Genomic DNA, 15,489 nt, shown 5'->3' with positions numbered 1-15,489 from the left:
TGTCACGGTCAAGTGCGGAGCTGTTGTGGTCTGGCTCACGAGAGGAGCGCCGGTGACGCAGGCGGAGGAGCGGCTGGAGGCCGCCCGGGAGCTGCTGACGCTCGACGAGCTGACGAGCCGGGTCGGCATGAGCGTGCGCAACGTCCGCTTCTACACGACCAAGGGCCTCGTGCCGCCGCCGATCCGGCGCGGGCGCAGCGGCTACTACACGCCCGACCACGTCGCGCGGCTGGAGCTGGTGCGCGAGCTGCAGGGGCACGGGTTCACGCTGGCGGCGATCGAGAAGTACCTCGCCGGCATCCCCGACGACGCCGCGCCGGAGGACATCGCGCTGCACCGGGCGATGCTCGCGCCGTGGCAGGCCGACGTGCCCGTCGAGATGTCGCGTGCGGAGCTCGAGCGGCGCGCCGGCCGGTCGCTGGCCGACGACGACCTCGCGACGCTCGAGGCGCTCGGCATCGTGCGGCGCTCGCGCCGGGGACGGTTCGAGGTGGCGGCCACGCAGCTCCAGGTCGGGCTGGGCCTGGTCGACCTCGGCATCCCGACCGAGGCGGCGGTCGCGGCGGCCCAGGTCTACACCGCGCACGGCCGCCAGATCGCCCAGGAGCTCAACGAGCTGTTCAAGACGCTGGTGTGGCCGGCGTACAAGGAGGCCGGTGCGCCGCCCGAGCGGATCCAGCAGGTCGTCGAGCGGCTCAAGCCGCTGTCGATCGCCAGCCTGGTCGCGGCGTACGAGGCGGCCATGGACGAGGACCGCCGGGCCCGGATCGCGGCCCGCGCCGACCGCGGCGGCCGCGGGCACTAGGGGCGCGTCCCTACTGTGGGCGCATGAGCACCGTCCTGGTCACGGGCGCGACCGGCTTCGTCGGCGCCCGACTGGTCCCCGAGCTGCTCGACCGCGGGCACACCGTCCGGGCGATGACCCGTCATCCCGACACCTACGACGGCCCGGGCAAGGCGGTCTTCGGCGACGTGCACGACCCTGGCTCGCTGGCCGAGGCTTTCGAGGGCGTCGACGTGGCCGTCTACCTCGTGCACTCCCTCGGCGACGACGACTTCGAGCGCATGGACGCCGACGCGGCCCGGGGCTTCGGGCTGGCAGCAGCGGCCAGCGGGGTGCAGCAGATCGTCTACCTCGGCGGGCTCGGCTCCGAGGACGAGGCGCTCTCCGCGCACCTGCGCTCGCGGCGCGAGGTCGAGGGGCTGCTGGGCGAGGCCGGCGTGCCGGTCACCGTGCTGCGTGCGGCGATCGTCGTCGGCTCCGGCGGCGTCTCCTGGGAGATGACCCGCAAGCTGGTCAAGAACCTCCCGGCGATGGTCGTCCCGCGCTGGGCCTCCACGCTCACCCAGCCGATCGCGATCGCCGACGTGGTGCGCTACCTCGCCGGCGTCATCGGCCGGCCCGAAGCACGGGGCAGGGTCTTCGAGGTCGGCGGCGCCGACCGCCTCTCTTACGCCGAGATGCTCGCCCAGGCGGGCTCGGTCATGCACGGCCGGCGGCTGCCGATCATCCACGTGCCGCTGGGCACGCCGTTCCTCTCGCAGTACTGGATCAAGCTCATCACCGGCGTCGACGCCACCACCGCCGCGAACCTCATCGAGTCGATGGGCAACGAGGTCGTCGTCACCGACGACTCGATCCGCGACCTCGTCCCCGGCGAGCCGCTCACCTACGCCGAGGCCGTCGAGGCCGCGCTCGTCGAGGACCGTGAGGCCGGCGCGGCCGGCTGACGTCTGCGACCGGTCGACGTCCTCGGGTCGGGTCGGCCGGCTGCGAGCTTCATCGGCTGGCCGATGAAACTGTCGGTGGGACGCTGAAACTTCATCGGCCCACCGTGAGGTTCAGCGGCTGGCCGATGAACCTCACGGCCAGCCGAGGACTCAGCCGATGACCGGCGGCAGGACCAGCAGCATCGAGACCGACCAGGTGCAGTGGGTGAGGATCGGGGCAAGGATGCCGCCGGAGGCGCGCCGCTCGAGGCCGACGACCACGCCGAGGAGGATCGCGGCGAAGGCGAGCATGACGTTGCCGGTGGCGGCGGTGGCGACGACGTACGCGACGGTCGTCCACAGCACCGGGCGGCGAGGGATGGCGGCGTAGGCCGCACCCCGGAAGAACAGCTCCTCGGCGATGCCGTTGACGGCGGTGATGACCACGAGCAGCGGCAGGGAGCCCTGGTCGGCGTAGTCGAGGACGGAGCCCACCTGATCCTGCAGGTAGGGGATCTCGCGGATCACCAGCCCGCCGAGCACGAAGACGCCGACGATGGCGGCGCCGAGCAGGACCGGAGTGACCACCGGGCGGGCGAGGGAGTCGCGCCAGGCGATCCGGCCGAGGTGGAGCGGGCCGGAGGCGAACGCGCCCACGGTCCATACCAGCGCCAGGACCGCGGTCGAGACGTAGAACCAGCCGCTGCCGGGGTCGATCCGCAGCGAGAACCCCAGCACCAGCGCGCCGAGCACCACGAAGGCGATCGTCACCAGCTGCCGACGGCGCAGGGCCGCGGGGGTCTGGCGGTGGTCGCGCGGGACGACGTCCCACAGCGCACGCTGCAACCAGGCTCGGACGGGGCTCACGACACCGACCTTACGGACGGTCCCTGGGCCCGGTCCGAGCGCTGGTCACGAGGTCAGCGGCGACCGGAGCTGAACGACGACGCGCTGTGACGGCTGCCACCGGCCGAGGCGCCGGCGGCGGAAGCGGTACGCCGCCCGCGACCGCCCTGGCCGGAGCCGGCCGGCTTGGCGCCGGCCTTGGCGCCGCCCGACCGCGAGCCGCCGGAGCCGCCCGTGGAGCCCGAGCCGTTCGCGCTCGTGCCGGAGCCCTGGCCGCCGGGGCGACCGCGGCCGCCGCGCGAGGAGCGTCGGCCACCGCCGGAGCGGGCACCGCCGCCCGCGCCGCCGTTGCCGCCGCCGGAGCGAGCCGGGCCGGAGGAGGCGGGCGCCTCGACGACGAGGCCGCCGGGGACGACCAGGCGCTCGCCGGGGGCGAGCTCGACGAGCACGGGGTGGGTCGCCGCGGCGAGGCGGGTGATCGTCGGCTTGATGCCGGCGGCGCGGGTCAGGTCGCGCACGTCGCGGACCTGGTCGTCGGTCATCAGGGTGACGACGGTGCCGGCGGCGCCGGCGCGGGCGGTGCGGCCCGAGCGGTGCAGGTAGGCCTTGTGCTCGGCCGGCGGGTCGGCGTGGACGACGAGCGCGACGTCGTCGACGTGGATGCCGCGGGCGGCGATGTCGGTGGCGACCAGCGTGCTGGCCTTGCCGGAGTGGAACGCCTCCATGTTGCGGGTGCGGGCGTTCTGGCTGAGGTTGCCGTGCAGCTCGACGGTCGGAACGCCGGACTTGTTGAGCTGGCGGGTCAGCGCCTTGGCGCCGTGCTTGGTGCGGGTGAAGACGACCGTGCGGCCCGGCGCGCTGGCCAGGTCGACGAGCACGGGGACGCGGTGCTCGCGGGCCAGGTGCAGGACGTGGTGGTCCATCGCGCTGACCGGCGACTGGGCGGAGTCGGCCTGGTGGACGACCGGCTCGTGGAGGAACCGCTTGACCAGGACGTCGATCGCCTTGTCGAGGGTCGCGGAGAAGAGCAGGCGCTGGCCGCGGGCCGGCGTGGCGTCGAGCAGGCGGCGTACTGCCGGGAGGAAGCCGAGGTCGGCCATGTGGTCGGCCTCGTCGAGCACGGTGACCTCGACCGCGCCGAGGTCGCAGTGACCCTGGCCGATGAGGTCCTCGAGCCGGCCGGGGCAGGCGAGCAGGATGTCGACGCCGGCCTTGAGGCCGCGGACCTGCGGGTTCTGGCCGACGCCGCCGAAGACGGTCAGCGTGGTGAGGCCGAAGGCGTCCGCGAGGGGCTTGAGGGCCTCCTCGATCTGGCCGACCAGCTCACGGGTCGGCGCCAGCACGAGGGCGCGGGGCTTGCGGGCCGTCGCGGGGCGGCCGGAGGCGGCCAGGCGGGCGACGAGCGGGAGGAGGAAGGCGTAGGTCTTGCCCGAGCCGGTGCGGCCGCGGCCCAGGACGTCGCGACCCGCGAGGGAGTCCGGCAGCGTCTTGGCCTGGATCGGCGTGGGCTCGGTGATGCCGCGGTCCGCGAGGACGGCGGAGAGGTCGGCGGGAACGCCGATCGCGGTGAAGGCAGAAGAAGAAGGCATGAAGGGGTGACAGATCCGTCTCGTGGCGGGTGTCTCGCCATGAGGACGGCGCGGAGCCGGTTCCTGCGGGAAGCAGGCGCTCGAACGCTTGGAGATGCGGCTCCGGGGCGGGACTGGAACGGGCCGCATCCCCCACTGTAGGGATGCGGCCCGCTCAACACCCCATCGTCGCGGGGTGACATCGCTCTCCCGCCTCGGCGGGAATGCATGCGCTCGCTACTTCGTGAGCCCGTCCTTGGCGTCCTTCGCGGCGTCCTTGACCTTCTCGCCGGCGTTCTTCAGGTTGGCCGAGCTCTGGTCGGCCTTGCCCTCCGCCTTGAGCGAGTCGTCGCCGGTCGCGTCGCCGGCGCCCTCCTTGCCCTTGCCGCCGAGCTCCTCGGCCTTGTTGCTGATCTTGTCGCCCAGTCCCATGTCTGACCTCCTGTGGTCGTTCGGTCGGGTACGCCCCTCCGGTGACCCCCGGGCAGTGCCGGGAAACAGGACTCAGCAGCTTCTCAGCGGAAGGTCAGCACACCGTCGTCGATGGCGTCGCGGCGGATCGTCCGGACGTCGGTCAGGTAGTTCTGGTCCAGCTTCCACGGCGCCCGGTCGCCCTGCCGCGGCAGGCCGTCGAGCGCCCGCTGGACGTAGCCGGAGGAGAAGTCCAGGAACGGCCGCTCGTCCACCGACGGGTCGCGGTCCGCGACGAAGGAGCGCTTCCCGGTCTTGTCGAGGTGGCTGAGCATCCGACAGACGTAGTCGGCGACCAGGTCGGCCTTGAGCGTCCAGGACGCGTTCGTGTAGCCGATCGTGTAGACGAAGTTCGGGATGCCGCTGAGCATGAGCGCCTTGTACGACATGGTCTCCGACAGCTCGACCGGCTTGCCGTCCACCTCGAGCGGGATGCCGCCGAAGGGCAGCAGCTTGAGTCCGGTCGCGCTCACCACGACGTCCGCCTCGAGCTCGCTGCCGTCGGTGAGCCGGATGCCGGTCTCGGTGAACGTGTCGATCGCCGCGGTCACGACCGAGGCGTCGCCGCTGCGCAGCACCTTGAACAGGTCGCCGTCCGGCACGAAGCACAGCCGCTGGTCCCACGGGTCGTACGACGGCTTGAAGTGGGTGTCGACGTCCACGTGCTCCGGCAGCTGGCGGCGTACGCCGGCGCGCACGGCGCCCTTCACCACCTGCGGCTTGGCCTTGGCCAGCTTGTAGGTCCCGATCGCGAGCAGGATGTTCTTCCACCGCACGACCGGGTAGCTGATCGCGGCCGGCAGCTTGGCGAGGGCCTTGGCCCACGGGTCCCGGCCGGGCCGGGACAGGATGTAGGTGGGCGAGCGCTGGAGCATCGTGACGTGCTCGGCGTCGCCGGCCAGCGCGGGGACGAGCGTGACGGCGGTGGCGCCGCTGCCGATCACGACGACCTTCTTGCCGGTGACGTCGAGGTCCTCGGGCCAGTGCTGCGGGTGGACCAGCCGCCCGGCGTACTCCTCCTGGCCCGGGAAGACCGGGGTGTGGCCCGCCTTGTAGTCGTAGTAGCCCGCACAGCTCCACAGCAGGTCGGTCGTCAGCGTCGTCGCGCCCTCGGGTGTCTCGACGTGGACCGTCCAGCGGGCCGCGTCGGAGTCCCAGGACGCGCCGGTCACCTTGTGCTGGTAGCGGACAAGGCGGTCGACCCCGCGCTCCTCGGCGACCGTGCGGATGTAGTCGAGGATCAGCTGCCCGTCGGCGAGCGCGGTGTCGCCGGGCCAGGGGCGCCAGCGGTAGCCGAAGGTGAACATGTCGGAGTCCGAGCGGATGCCGGGGTAGCGGAACAGGTCCCACGTCCCGCCGCTGACCTCGCGCATCTCCAGCACCGCGAGGCTGCGGCCGGGGTGCTCCTCGCGCAGCCGGCAGGCCGCGCCGATGCCGGACAGGCCGGCGCCGATGACGAGGACGTCCACGTGCTCAGGGCTCTGCTCTGGGGTGCTCACCGGAGCATTATTGACGGATGTTCAACAGTGCGTCGAGGGTGACGCGCCTCTCACCGCTCGCTCATCGGGCGTACCGCTCCACGAAGCGGGCGAGCAACCGTGCGGGTTCGGTGACGTTGGCGGTGCGGGCCAGCGCCTTGAGCGCCTCGGCGCCACCGGGCTGGAAGTAGCCGTGGTGCTCGTAGACGTCGATGCGCAGGCACAGCCCGTCGACGTCGAGCTCGGGGTGGAACTGGGTGGCGTAGACGTTCCGCCCGATCCGGAACGCCTGCACCGGGCACGTCGCCGACGACGCGAGCAGCACCGCGCCGTCGGGGAGGCGGGCGACGGCCTCCTTGTGGCCGAGGTACGCCGCGAACCGCTCCGGCAGCACGCCGGTGAGCGGGTCCGCGCGGCCCTCGTCGGTCAGCCGGATCTCGACCGCACCGATCGGCTCGCCATGGGTGCGGTCGACCACGCCGCCGTCCAGCACGCCGAGGGTGCCGATGCCGTAGCAGCAGCCGAGGAACGGCGAGTCCGCGGCGACCGCCCGGCGGCACAGGTCGCCGAGCTCGGCCTCGACCCGCCGCTGGACGTCCGACTTCGCCTCGGCCGGGTCGCTGACGTTGAACGGCCCCCCGCCCAGCACGATGCCGGACCAGTCGTCGAGGTCGACCGGGCCGCCCAGGGCCTCGGCCAGCGGCTGCTGCTCGAGCCGCACGCGGCGTACGTCGCGCTCGTCGAGGCCGCCGGCGAGGAGGACGGCGTCGTACTCCCCGTCGGCGGCAGCGTCCTCCGCACGGGTCCCGAGGAAGAGGAAGGGCTTCAGACCTGGACCGCCACTCCGCGCTCGATCAGCCCGTCGACGTCCGCCACGCCCCACGCGGTCAGCGCGGCGCGGGTGTGCTCGCCGGCCTCGCGCGACGGCGGCAGCGTCAGCGTCGCCCCGGTGCGGCTGAAGCGGGGCGCCGGCGTGGGCTGGAGCAGGTCGTCCTTGGTCACGAAGACGCCGCGCGCCTTCATGTGCGGGTGCTCCGCCGCCTCGCTGATCGGGATGATGCCGGCCACGCAGGCATCGGTGCCCTCGAACACCTCCACCCACTCGGCCTGGGTGCGGCTCGCGAAGGTCTCGGTGAAGAGCGCGCGCATCTCGTCCCACCGCTCCATCTCGAACTGGCCCGGGCAGCGGTCCTGCACGCCGAGCAGCTCGACGAGCTTGGCGAAGAACTGCGGCTCCAGCGACCCGACCGACATGTGCCGGCCGTCGGAGGTCTCGTAGACGTCGTAGAACGGCGCGCCGCCGTCGAGCAGGTTGACCGCCCGCTCCTCCTTGAACTGCCCGCCCGCGAGGAACGCCGCGGTCATCGCGTTGAGGCTGGCCGTGCCGTCGACGATCGCGGCGTCGACGGTCTGACCCCGGCCGCTGACCTTCGCCTCGAGCAGCGCGGCGAGGATGCCGATGACGAGGTAGGTCGACCCGCCGCCGAAGTCGCCGACCAGGTTGCTCGGGAAGTGCGGCTTGTCCTTGTCCTGGCCGAGGCCGAAGAGGGTGCCGGTGATCGCGATGTAGTTCATGTCGTGCCCGGCCGCCTGGGCGAGCGGGCCGTCCTGGCCCCACCCGGTCATCCGGCCGTAGACCAGCCGCTCGTTGACCGCCGCGCAGTCCTCCGGGCCGAGGCCGAGCCGCTCCATCACGCCGGGGCGCATCCCCTCGACCAGGACGTCGGCGCCCCTGACCAGCTCGAGCACGGTCTCGCGCGCCTCGGGGTTCTTCAGGTCCAGCGCCACGCTCGGCCGGCCGCGGTTGAGCAGGTTGTGCGCGCCGCCGGCGAGCATCTGCCCGCCCGGCCGCTCCACCCGGATCACGTCCGCCCCCAGGTCGGCCAGCAGCATGCACGCGTGCGGCCCCGGCCCGATCCCCGCGATCTCGACGACCCTGACCCCGCGCAGCGGTCCGGTTCCCTGGCCCAGCTCGATGCTCTCGCTCATGCGCGGATCATGACAGAACTACTGTCACGGTTGCGAGGGGTCGTCTCGAGCCCGGCCGACCGATGGGTGGATCTCGTCGGCGAACGGGCAGAACGGACGTCCGGTCCACGCCGACCTGCGGAGACGTCGCTGCGCTCGACGTTCTGCCCGTTTGACCACGGCCCGAAGCCGCACTCGGCGCACGGGTCTCGTCGACGCTCGTCAGGCCTCGCTGCTCGATCAGCGCGTCAGGCGGGGAGGACGCGGGCGAGGAACTGGCGGGTGCGGTCCTCGCGGGGGTCGGTGAAGAGCTGGTCGGGCGGGCCCTGCTCGAGGATCCGGCCCTGGTGGAGGAAGCAGACCTTGGTGGCGACGTCGCGGGCGAAGGCCATCTCGTGGGTGGCGAGCACCATCGTCGTGCCGGCGGCGGCCAGATCACGGACGATGGTGAGGACCTCGCCGACCAGCTCCGGGTCGAGGGCGGCGGTGATCTCGTCGAGCAGCAACAGGTCCGGGCCGGTGCAGAGCGCGCGGACGAGGGCGACCCGCTGCTGCTGGCCCCCGGAGAGCCGGTCGGGGTGCTTGCGGGCGTGCTCGGCGAGGCCGAACTGGTCGAGCAGCCCCAGCGCCCGCTCCTCGGCCGCGGCCTTGGAGTCGCCGTGCACGCGGCGCGGGGCGAGGGTGCAGTTGTCGAGGACCGAGAGGTGCGGGAAGAGGTTGTAGGCCTGGAACACCATCCCGACCCGCTTGCGCACCTCGCGCGGGTCGACGAGGGGGTCGCTGATCTCGACGCCGCCGAGGGTGATGGTGCCGTCGTCGACATCCTCGAGCAGGTCCAGGCAGCGCAGCAGGGTGGACTTGCCCGAGCCGGACGAGCCGATGAGGCAGACGACGTCGTGGGCATGGACGTCGAGGTCGACCGAGTCGAGCACCAGCCGGTCGCCGTACGCCTTGCGCAGCCCGCGCACCTCCAGGAGAGCACTCACAGCTGCCCCGCCCTCTCGCGCGCCAGCCAGCGCCGCTGCAGCCAGTCGGTGAACCGCGCCAGCGGCACGGTCAGGACGACGAAGAAGGCGGCGACGACGACGTACGGCGTGTAGTTGAAGTTGTACGCCGCGTAGTCGCGCGCGGCGAAGACCGCGTCGAAGACCGCGACGGCGGAGACCAGGGCGGTGTCCTTCTGCAGCGACACGAAGTCGTTGAGCAGCGGCGGGACGACCCGGCGGACGGCCTGCGGGACGACCACGAACCGCAGCGCCTGCGGACGGCTCAGTCCGAGCGCCTGGGCGGAGGCGACCTGCGAGGGGTGGACGGAGTCGATGCCGGCGCGGAAGACCTCGGCGACGTACGCGCTGTAGGAGAGGACCAGCGCGACGCCGGCCCAGAAGGTGCCGCTGATCGGCACGCCCTGCAGGCCCAGCGCCGGCATGCCGAAGCCGAGCATGAGGACGAGCAGCAGGGTGGGGATGCCGCGGAGCAGGTCGGTGTAGACGACCGCGAGCACGCGCACGGGCGCCAGCCACGGCGAGCGGGCGACGCGGGCGAGCGCCACCAGCAGGCCGAGCACGAGGATGACGACCTCGCAGATGAGGAACAGCCTGACGTTGAGCCAGAAGCCGTCGAGCACGTCAGGGAAGACGCCCTTGGCGTGCTCCCAGGAGAAGAACAGCTCCTTGACGTTCGGCCACCCCGGCGAGGAGGTGATCGCCACGCCGAGCGCGAGCAGCACCAGGGCGACGAGCCCGCTGGCGACGAGCAGCGAGCGGCGGCGCAGCCGTCGCCGGACCGCACGCCGCTCGAGCTCGCGCAGGCTCGGCGTCCAGGCAGCCGCCGAGCCGGCACTCGCCGACCCGGGAGAGGTGTCAGTCAAGCGTCGGCACGCTCACGGTGTCGGAGAGCCACTCCTGCTCGATCTCGGCGAGGGTGCCGTCCTCGCGGAGGTTGGCGAGGGCCGCGTCGACGCAGTCGCGCAGCGGGTTGCCCTTCTCGAAGAGCATGCCGAACTCCTCCTGCTCGCCGGTCTCGGGCTGGAACTGGCCGATGATCGTGCTGCCCTCGATCTCGACGGCGGAGATGTAGAACGCGGTGGGCAGGTCGGCGAGGATGGCCTCGACCTGGCCGTTCTTCAGCGCCTGCTTGGCGGCGTTGGTGTCCTCGAAGACCAGCGGGTCCTCGGCGGGCTGGACGACCTCGCGGATCGCGGTGAGCGAGGTGGTGCCGGTCTGCGCGCCGAGCTTGTGCTCGGCCAGCTCCTCGACCGTGCTGAGGCCGGCGAGCGGCGAGTCCTCGAGCGTGATGACGGCCTGGGCGGCCTGGTAGTAGCCCTCGGAGAAGTCCACGACCCGCTCCCGCGCCGGGGTGATCGAGACCTGGTTGATGTCGAGGTCGAACTTCTTCTTGCCCGGTGCGTAGGAGGAGTTGAACGGCACGGTCACCCAGCTGACCTCGTCCTCGGAGAAGCCCAGCTCCTCGGCGACGGCGTACGCGACGGCCGACTCGTAGCCCTCGCCGTTGGTGGGGTCGTTGTCGACGAACCACGGCTCGTACGCCGGGGAGTCGGTGCCGACGGTGAGCTGGCCGGCCTGCACGAGCGGCGCGTCGGCGGCGCAGGCGGCCGGGTCGGTCTCGGCGCCGGCGTCGGCCGAGCTGCTGTCGGTCGCGGCCTCCGGCTCGTCGTCCTCGACCGGCGCGCACGCCGAGAAGGCGGTGGCGAGGACGGTGAGCAGGACGGGGGCGGCCAGGGCGGTACGACGCGTGCGCATGGTGCGCATCGTAGGGAGTGGGAGTGGCCCCCTGTTCAATGAACGCGTGATCCGTGACCTGAGCAACACCGAGGCCCGCCGCGCGCTCGTCCACAAGTGGGGCCAGGTCCCCGAGGACGTGCTGCCCGCGTGGGTCGCCGAGATGGACTACGCGCTGGCTCCGGTCGTGGCCGACGCGGTTGCCGAGGCGGTGGCGGCGGGGGTGACCGGCTACCCGTCGTTCGAGCCCGGCGGAGGCGCGCTGGGACGGGCGTACGCCGGGTTCGCGGCGCGGCGGTTCGGCTGGCGGGTGGACCCGGCCCAGGTGCTGCCGACCGTCGACGTGACGGCGGGCGTGCGGCTCGCGATCGACGTGCTGAGCGGGCCGGGCGCGGTGGTGCTGCCGCTGCCGGCGTACGCCCCGCAGCTGGGGCTGCCCGAGGTCTGCGGCCGCGAGCGGTGGGACCTCCCGGTGGAGCCGGACGCGGAGCGGGTGACGATCGACCTCGACCGACTGGACCGGATGTTCGCCGACGGGGCGTCCACGCTGCTGCTGACCCAGCCGCACAACCCCTGCGGCCAGGTCTACACGCGGGCCGAGCTCGAGGGCGTCCGCGACGTGGTGGCCCGGCACGGCGGGCGGGTGGTCAGCGACGAGATCCACGCGCCGCTGGTGCTGCCGGGCACCGAGCACCTGCCGTACCTGTCGCTCGACGGCGCGAGCGAGCACGCGGTCGCCGTGGTGGCGGCGTCCAAGGCGTTCAACACCGCGGGGCTGCGGTGCGCCCAGGTGGTCAGCGACGACCCGGCGACCGCTGAGCGGCTGGCCGGCGTGCCCGTGGCGCGGAACGACTCGTGGTCGCCGCTGGGCGAGGTGGCCGCCGTGGCGGCGTACGAGCAGGGCGACGCCTGGCTCGACGCGCTCCTCGAGCGGCTCGACGGCCAGCGGACGCTGCTCGCGGAGCTGCTGGCCGAGCACCTGCCGGAGGCGCGGGTGCGGCCGCTGGAGGCGACGTACCTCGCGTGGCTGGACCTGCGCGCCTACGGCCACGACGACCCCGCCGCCGTCGCGCTGGAGCGCGGACGGGTGCGGGTGGCGCCGGGTCACGACTACCACCCCGGGCTGCCCGGGCACGTGCGGCTCAACGTCGCGACGTCGCCGGAGCGGCTGCGTGAGGTCGTCCTACGCCTCGCGCGGGGGCTCACCCGGTAGCTCGTCCGGCAGCTCCTCGGGGGCGCACTCGAGCAGCCGGCTGGGGCGGAAGCCGTCCCAGCGCTGCTGCACCCGCGCAGGGTCGAGCAGCTCCTCGAGGTCGACCTCCCAGGTGTGGCCCGAGGCGTTGCGGCGCAGCAGGTAGCCCAGCCCGTGCGTGCGGTAGACCGTGCCGCCGGCGGCGTGGACGGCGGCGAGCAGCTGGGCGTCGACGTACCGCCGGACCTGGCGCCACCAGCCGACCTCGCGCAGCAGGTCGCGGCTCACCAGGATCGTGCCACCGGCGACGAAGCGGGTCCACGCCTCGGTGCGGTGGCCGCGGGTGACGGTGGTGTCGAGCGGCGCGAGGTAGTGCTGCTCCGCGGGCGTCCCGACCACGTCGGCGCCGCTCCAGCCGCGGGCGCGGAGGAGGTCGGCGACGAAGTCGGGGCCGTACCAGTCGTCGTCGTCCATCTTCAGCACCAGCTCGCCCGACGCTGCCCGGGAGGCGACGGTCAGCACGTCGCCGAAGACGGCGCCGGGGGGCTGCGGCAGGACGGTGGTGGGTACGCCGGAACGGAGCCGCACGTCGGCCTCGTCCGGGGTGAAGCCGTGCGGCGCGAGGACCAGCTCGAGCCGGTCGACCCCGCGCTGCTTGGCGACCTGCCGCAGCGCGTGGTCGACCATGTCGGGCCGCTTGGTGGCGAGCACGACGCTCACCGACGGCTGGCGGCGGACCGGTCCGTGGGCGTCCAGCGCCGCGCGGCGCAGCAGCACCGAGTGCTCCTCGCGGGCGCGGGGGTCGGCGAGGTCGACGTCGTCGCCCGCGGTGACCAGGGCGCGGAGCGCCTCGTCCACGCCGGTCGGCGCCTCGCCGACGAGCGGCACGCCGGCCATCGCCAGCGCGGCGACGGCGGCGGGGCCGGTGGCGGGCGTGACCCGGATGGCCGCGTGGTCGCGGGAGGCGTCGACCAGCAGGCACTCGCTCGGCCGGGTCGCGGTCACCTCCACCACCGGGCCGTCCGCCCAGCGGAAGCCCTCGGCGTTGTAGATGCGGTCGTCCAGGGTGAGCGGCGCTCGGCGCTCGGTCACCTCCAGTGCCGGGCGGACGGCGTGCCGCGCCAGCTCGGCGAGGACCTCGGTGACCTCCACGTGCGCAGTGAGGCGCACGACGACCCGCCACCCGTCGTCGGTGGTGTGCGCGCGGTAGCGGCGCAGCGGCGGCCACTCCGGCCGGGGCACGAAGCCGAGCGGGCCGGGGTCGGCGTCGAGCAGCACCTCGACGGTCCTGGCCAGGACGCCCGGAGCGACGCCGCGGTGGTCGTCCGGCGCGGCGGCGTACGCCCTCAGCTCGGTGCGGTCGGCGAACCGCAGCGTGACCCGGTCGTGGTGGCCGGGCTGGAGGCCGGGGTCAGACATCCAGCCGGCCGCGGCGCTTGACCAGCGGCCGCGGCGCCTGCGGGAGCCAGGTGCGGGTGACGTGGTCGACGACGTGGACGCCGGGCGGCGCCTCGATCCGGTGCAGGCCGGGGACCTCCTCGCCGCGCCCTTCGCGCAGCGCGGAGTAGACCTCCCACTCGCGGCGCTTGCGGGGCGCGCGGGAGGAGTCGAAGTCCTCGGTGCTGGTCCAGTGGGCGAACTCGTCCTGGTCGAGCCACTTCAGCTCCACGCAGAGGCCCTCGGGGGCGACGATCCGCTCGGAGGTCTCCGGGAACTCCCGCACCTCCCACTCGAAGGCCTTCACGAACGTGAACTGCGGGCCCATCGGGTAGACCCACGGCTCCAGGAACCGGAAGCCGAGGTCGATCCAGGCGACGGACTCGCTCTCGACGCTGAGCGGGTGTCGCGGGACCGCCACGACCGCGCCGGAGCCGTGCAGCTGCCAGGACAGGTCGGCCAGCAGCGCCTCGCCCTCGGGCGTGAGCACCATGTCGCCGTCCCACTTCATCGAGTAGCTGGTGCGCACGTGGGAGAAGGACCAGTTGTAGAAGTGCGTGAGCGAGCGGACCGAGTGCGGCGGCGTCGCCAGGTGCTCGGTGCCGGCGCGGCTGACCTGGAACGGGTAGCTCGTGACCTCGATCCGGTCGCCCGCGCCGCACTCGTCCGCGACCCGCTGCGCCACCTCGGCCGTGCCGTCGTCGGACCGGTTGTCGACGAGCACCACCCGCTGGACCGCCCGCAGCATCGGCGGCAGGACCCAGGGGAGGTTCCGGGCCTCGTTGCGCACGCGGAACACGCAGGTCAGCCCCGGGTCGAGCGCGCCGTCCTGCCACGCCCAGCGGACGTCGTACGCCGCGTCGCCCTCGAGGCAGGCGATGTCCGGCCGGTGGTTGTCGACGGTGCTCATCGGGCCTTGCCGAGCGCCTTGCGCAGGCCACGGCGGGCGCTCGCCGGCACCATCGCGCGGACGCCGTGGGGGATGCGGTCGGCGCCGCGGCGGCCGATGGGGAGCTGGTCGGGCTGCGGCTTCTGCACCTGGCCCTCGCGCTTGGCGGCCAGGGCGGTGGACTCGCTGAGCGCCTCGGCCTCCTCGTAGAGCTCGGCGTACGCCGTGCGCAGCTCGTCGAGGCGGTCGTGCGCGGCCGGGGTGTCGTTGTCGTCGTCGGCGAGCCGGTCCAGCTCCTGCCAGGACTCCTCGGCGACCTCGCGCAGCCGGGTCGGCACACGGACGTCGTCCCAGGTCAGCTGGACGCGGCGCAGCGTGGGGTCGATGAACTGGTGGACCTTGCGGATGTCGTTGGCCGAGGCCGACTTCACCGCGTCGAGGTCGAAGCGCTGGCCGAGGCCGAAGACCGGGATCGTCCAGTCGGTGAGCAGGTCGTGGTAGCGCACGAACGCCCGCGCGCTCCCCCGCGTCGACCGCTCGGTGTGGAGCATCATGTTGACCCAGGCCGCGGTGCGGCTGATCTCGCCGGCGGTGCTGGAGGTGCGCCCACCCGCGTAGTACTTCTGCTTGCTGCCGACCACCTCGGTCGGCGGGCGGAGCATCGTGACGTACGCCGGGGTCGCGTCGCAGCGGAGCGCCGCGCTGCGCCACAGGCCCAGGAACCAGGCCAGCCGCGGGTCCTTCACCACGACCTCCGGTCCGCCCTCGACGAACTGCTGCTCCAGCCACGCGTGCAGCCGTCCGCGCAACGGCTCGAACGTCGAGAGCTTGCCCGCCTCGAACCACGCCGCCGGCCGCGCGTCGGAGACCGCCACGTTGCACCGCTGCAGCAGCTCGTGGTGGAAGTCGACCACCCACTGCGGCTCGCCGAACCCCTTCGGGTTGGTCTCGTCGGCCTGCACCTCCGGCTGCGGCACGTGCATCCCGAGCGTCTGGAGCGTGCCGGACATCGTGCTCGTCCCGCTCCGCCCGGAGCCGACCACGAACACCACCCGCCGCTTCACCGGAGGGGTCGGCGGGACAGGCGGGGTCGACATGGCCCTCAGCCTAGGAGATCCGCCACGCTCCCCCGTCCACCCACATCCGCGCAGGCCCCTCGGCGGGCGGCGGGTCGTGCGCGATCTGGTGC

15 protein-coding genes are annotated in these 15,489 nt (G+C 73.3%); 3 read left to right on the top strand and 12 right to left on the bottom strand.

Annotated features, from left to right (window positions below; genetic code table 11):
• Window positions 1-52 precede the first annotated feature (52 nt).
• Both H7344_RS04885 and H7344_RS04880 read left to right on the top strand, forming a co-directional pair.
• Window positions 53-805 carry a MerR family transcriptional regulator gene (locus tag H7344_RS04885; protein WP_229707023.1) on the top strand — a complete coding sequence of 251 codons (753 nt, stop codon included), beginning with the start codon at window positions 53-55 and terminating at the stop codon, window positions 803-805.
• Between the two features lie 23 nt (window positions 806-828).
• Window positions 829-1,731, top strand: coding sequence for an NAD(P)H-binding protein (locus tag H7344_RS04880; RefSeq protein WP_186344876.1), 903 nt, complete (start codon window positions 829-831; stop codon window positions 1,729-1,731).
• Between the two features lie 150 nt (window positions 1,732-1,881).
• Here H7344_RS04880 and H7344_RS04875 read toward each other — a convergent pair whose 3' ends face one another.
• The 9 genes from H7344_RS04875 to H7344_RS04835 all read right to left on the bottom strand — a co-directional run bounded on the left by H7344_RS04875 (window position 1,882) and on the right by H7344_RS04835 (window position 10,803).
• On the bottom strand, window positions 1,882-2,577 hold the full coding sequence (locus tag H7344_RS04875) for a CPBP family intramembrane glutamic endopeptidase (protein WP_186344875.1): 696 nt from the start codon (window positions 2,575-2,577) through the stop codon (window positions 1,882-1,884).
• A 53-nt stretch (window positions 2,578-2,630) separates the two neighbouring features.
• The gene (locus H7344_RS04870) at window positions 2,631-4,145 is read right to left on the bottom strand and encodes a DEAD/DEAH box helicase (protein ID WP_186344874.1); all 1,515 of its coding nucleotides are present in this window, start codon (window positions 4,143-4,145) and stop codon (window positions 2,631-2,633) included.
• A 216-nt stretch (window positions 4,146-4,361) separates the two neighbouring features.
• Window positions 4,362-4,556 carry a CsbD family protein gene (locus tag H7344_RS04865; RefSeq protein ID WP_186344873.1) on the bottom strand — a complete coding sequence of 65 codons (195 nt, stop codon included), beginning with the start codon at window positions 4,554-4,556 and terminating at the stop codon, window positions 4,362-4,364.
• A gap of 83 nt (window positions 4,557-4,639) precedes the next feature.
• Window positions 4,640-6,094, bottom strand: a complete 1,455-nt coding sequence (locus H7344_RS04860) for a flavin-containing monooxygenase (protein ID WP_186344872.1) — start codon at window positions 6,092-6,094, stop codon at window positions 4,640-4,642.
• A 61-nt stretch (window positions 6,095-6,155) separates the two neighbouring features.
• Complete coding sequence (locus H7344_RS04855; protein ID WP_229707022.1) at window positions 6,156-6,956, bottom strand: glutamine amidotransferase; 801 nt, start codon at window positions 6,954-6,956, stop codon at window positions 6,156-6,158.
• Window positions 6,899-8,062: a CaiB/BaiF CoA transferase family protein gene (locus H7344_RS04850; protein ID WP_186344871.1), complete on the bottom strand. Its 1,164-nt coding sequence runs from the start codon at window positions 8,060-8,062 to the stop codon at window positions 6,899-6,901. The genes H7344_RS04855 and H7344_RS04850 overlap by 58 nt, the downstream gene beginning before the upstream one ends.
• Before the next feature lie 227 nt (window positions 8,063-8,289).
• Window positions 8,290-9,027, bottom strand: a complete 738-nt coding sequence (locus H7344_RS04845) for an amino acid ABC transporter ATP-binding protein (RefSeq protein ID WP_186344870.1) — start codon at window positions 9,025-9,027, stop codon at window positions 8,290-8,292.
• Window positions 9,024-9,911: an amino acid ABC transporter permease gene (locus H7344_RS04840; protein WP_186344869.1), complete on the bottom strand. Its 888-nt coding sequence runs from the start codon at window positions 9,909-9,911 to the stop codon at window positions 9,024-9,026. The genes H7344_RS04845 and H7344_RS04840 overlap by 4 nt, the downstream gene beginning before the upstream one ends.
• Window positions 9,904-10,803, bottom strand: coding sequence for an ABC transporter substrate-binding protein (locus H7344_RS04835; protein WP_229707021.1), 900 nt, complete (start codon window positions 10,801-10,803; stop codon window positions 9,904-9,906). The genes H7344_RS04840 and H7344_RS04835 overlap by 8 nt, the downstream gene beginning before the upstream one ends.
• A gap of 46 nt (window positions 10,804-10,849) precedes the next feature.
• On the opposite strand from H7344_RS04835, the gene H7344_RS04830 reads away from it, so the two are divergent.
• Window positions 10,850-11,995: a MalY/PatB family protein gene (locus tag H7344_RS04830; protein WP_186344867.1), complete on the top strand. Its 1,146-nt coding sequence runs from the start codon at window positions 10,850-10,852 to the stop codon at window positions 11,993-11,995.
• Here H7344_RS04830 and H7344_RS04825 read toward each other — a convergent pair.
• Genes H7344_RS04825 through H7344_RS04815 form a run of 3 tightly spaced genes read right to left on the bottom strand, consistent with a single transcriptional unit; the run spans window position 11,966 to window position 15,397 of the window.
• Window positions 11,966-13,393, bottom strand: coding sequence for a glycosyltransferase (locus H7344_RS04825; RefSeq protein ID WP_186344866.1), 1,428 nt, complete (start codon window positions 13,391-13,393; stop codon window positions 11,966-11,968). The genes H7344_RS04830 and H7344_RS04825 overlap by 30 nt on opposite strands.
• Window positions 13,386-14,321, bottom strand: coding sequence for a glycosyltransferase family protein (locus tag H7344_RS04820; RefSeq protein WP_186344865.1), 936 nt, complete (start codon window positions 14,319-14,321; stop codon window positions 13,386-13,388). The genes H7344_RS04825 and H7344_RS04820 overlap by 8 nt, the downstream gene beginning before the upstream one ends.
• Window positions 14,318-15,397 (bottom strand): sulfotransferase family protein, encoded by a 1,080-nt coding sequence (locus H7344_RS04815; RefSeq protein ID WP_186344864.1) that lies wholly within the window; start codon window positions 15,395-15,397, stop codon window positions 14,318-14,320. Before H7344_RS04815 ends, H7344_RS04820 begins: the two co-directional genes overlap by 4 nt.
• Window positions 15,398-15,489: the final 92 nt, after the last annotated feature.

Origin of the sequence: Nocardioides deserti, from assembly GCF_014266025.1 — a bacterium.
Taxonomy (GTDB): Bacteria; Actinomycetota; Actinomycetes; order Propionibacteriales; family Nocardioidaceae; genus Nocardioides; species Nocardioides deserti.
The sequence above is the reverse complement of the archived record's forward strand: the minus strand, read 5'-3'. Positions and strand labels throughout refer to the sequence as shown.

What these genes read in the sequence shown, in the direction of transcription:
- H7344_RS04865 (WP_186344873.1), bottom strand. Translation starts at nt 4,556, where the DNA reads ATGGGACTGGGCGACAAGATCAGCAACAAGGCCGAGGAGCTCGGCGGC.
- H7344_RS04850 (WP_186344871.1), bottom strand. Translation starts at nt 8,062, where the DNA reads ATGAGCGAGAGCATCGAGCTGGGCCAGGGAACCGGACCGCTGCGCGGG.
- H7344_RS04820 (WP_186344865.1), bottom strand. Translation starts at nt 14,321, where the DNA reads ATGAGCACCGTCGACAACCACCGGCCGGACATCGCCTGCCTCGAGGGC.
- H7344_RS04870 (WP_186344874.1), bottom strand. Translation starts at nt 4,145, where the DNA reads ATGCCTTCTTCTTCTGCCTTCACCGCGATCGGCGTTCCCGCCGACCTC.
- H7344_RS04815 (WP_186344864.1), bottom strand. Translation starts at nt 15,397, where the DNA reads ATGTCGACCCCGCCTGTCCCGCCGACCCCTCCGGTGAAGCGGCGGGTG.
- H7344_RS04825 (WP_186344866.1), bottom strand. Translation starts at nt 13,393, where the DNA reads ATGTCTGACCCCGGCCTCCAGCCCGGCCACCACGACCGGGTCACGCTG.
- H7344_RS04835 (WP_229707021.1), bottom strand. Translation starts at nt 10,803, where the DNA reads ATGCGCACGCGTCGTACCGCCCTGGCCGCCCCCGTCCTGCTCACCGTC.
- H7344_RS04880 (WP_186344876.1), top strand. Translation starts at nt 829, where the DNA reads ATGAGCACCGTCCTGGTCACGGGCGCGACCGGCTTCGTCGGCGCCCGA.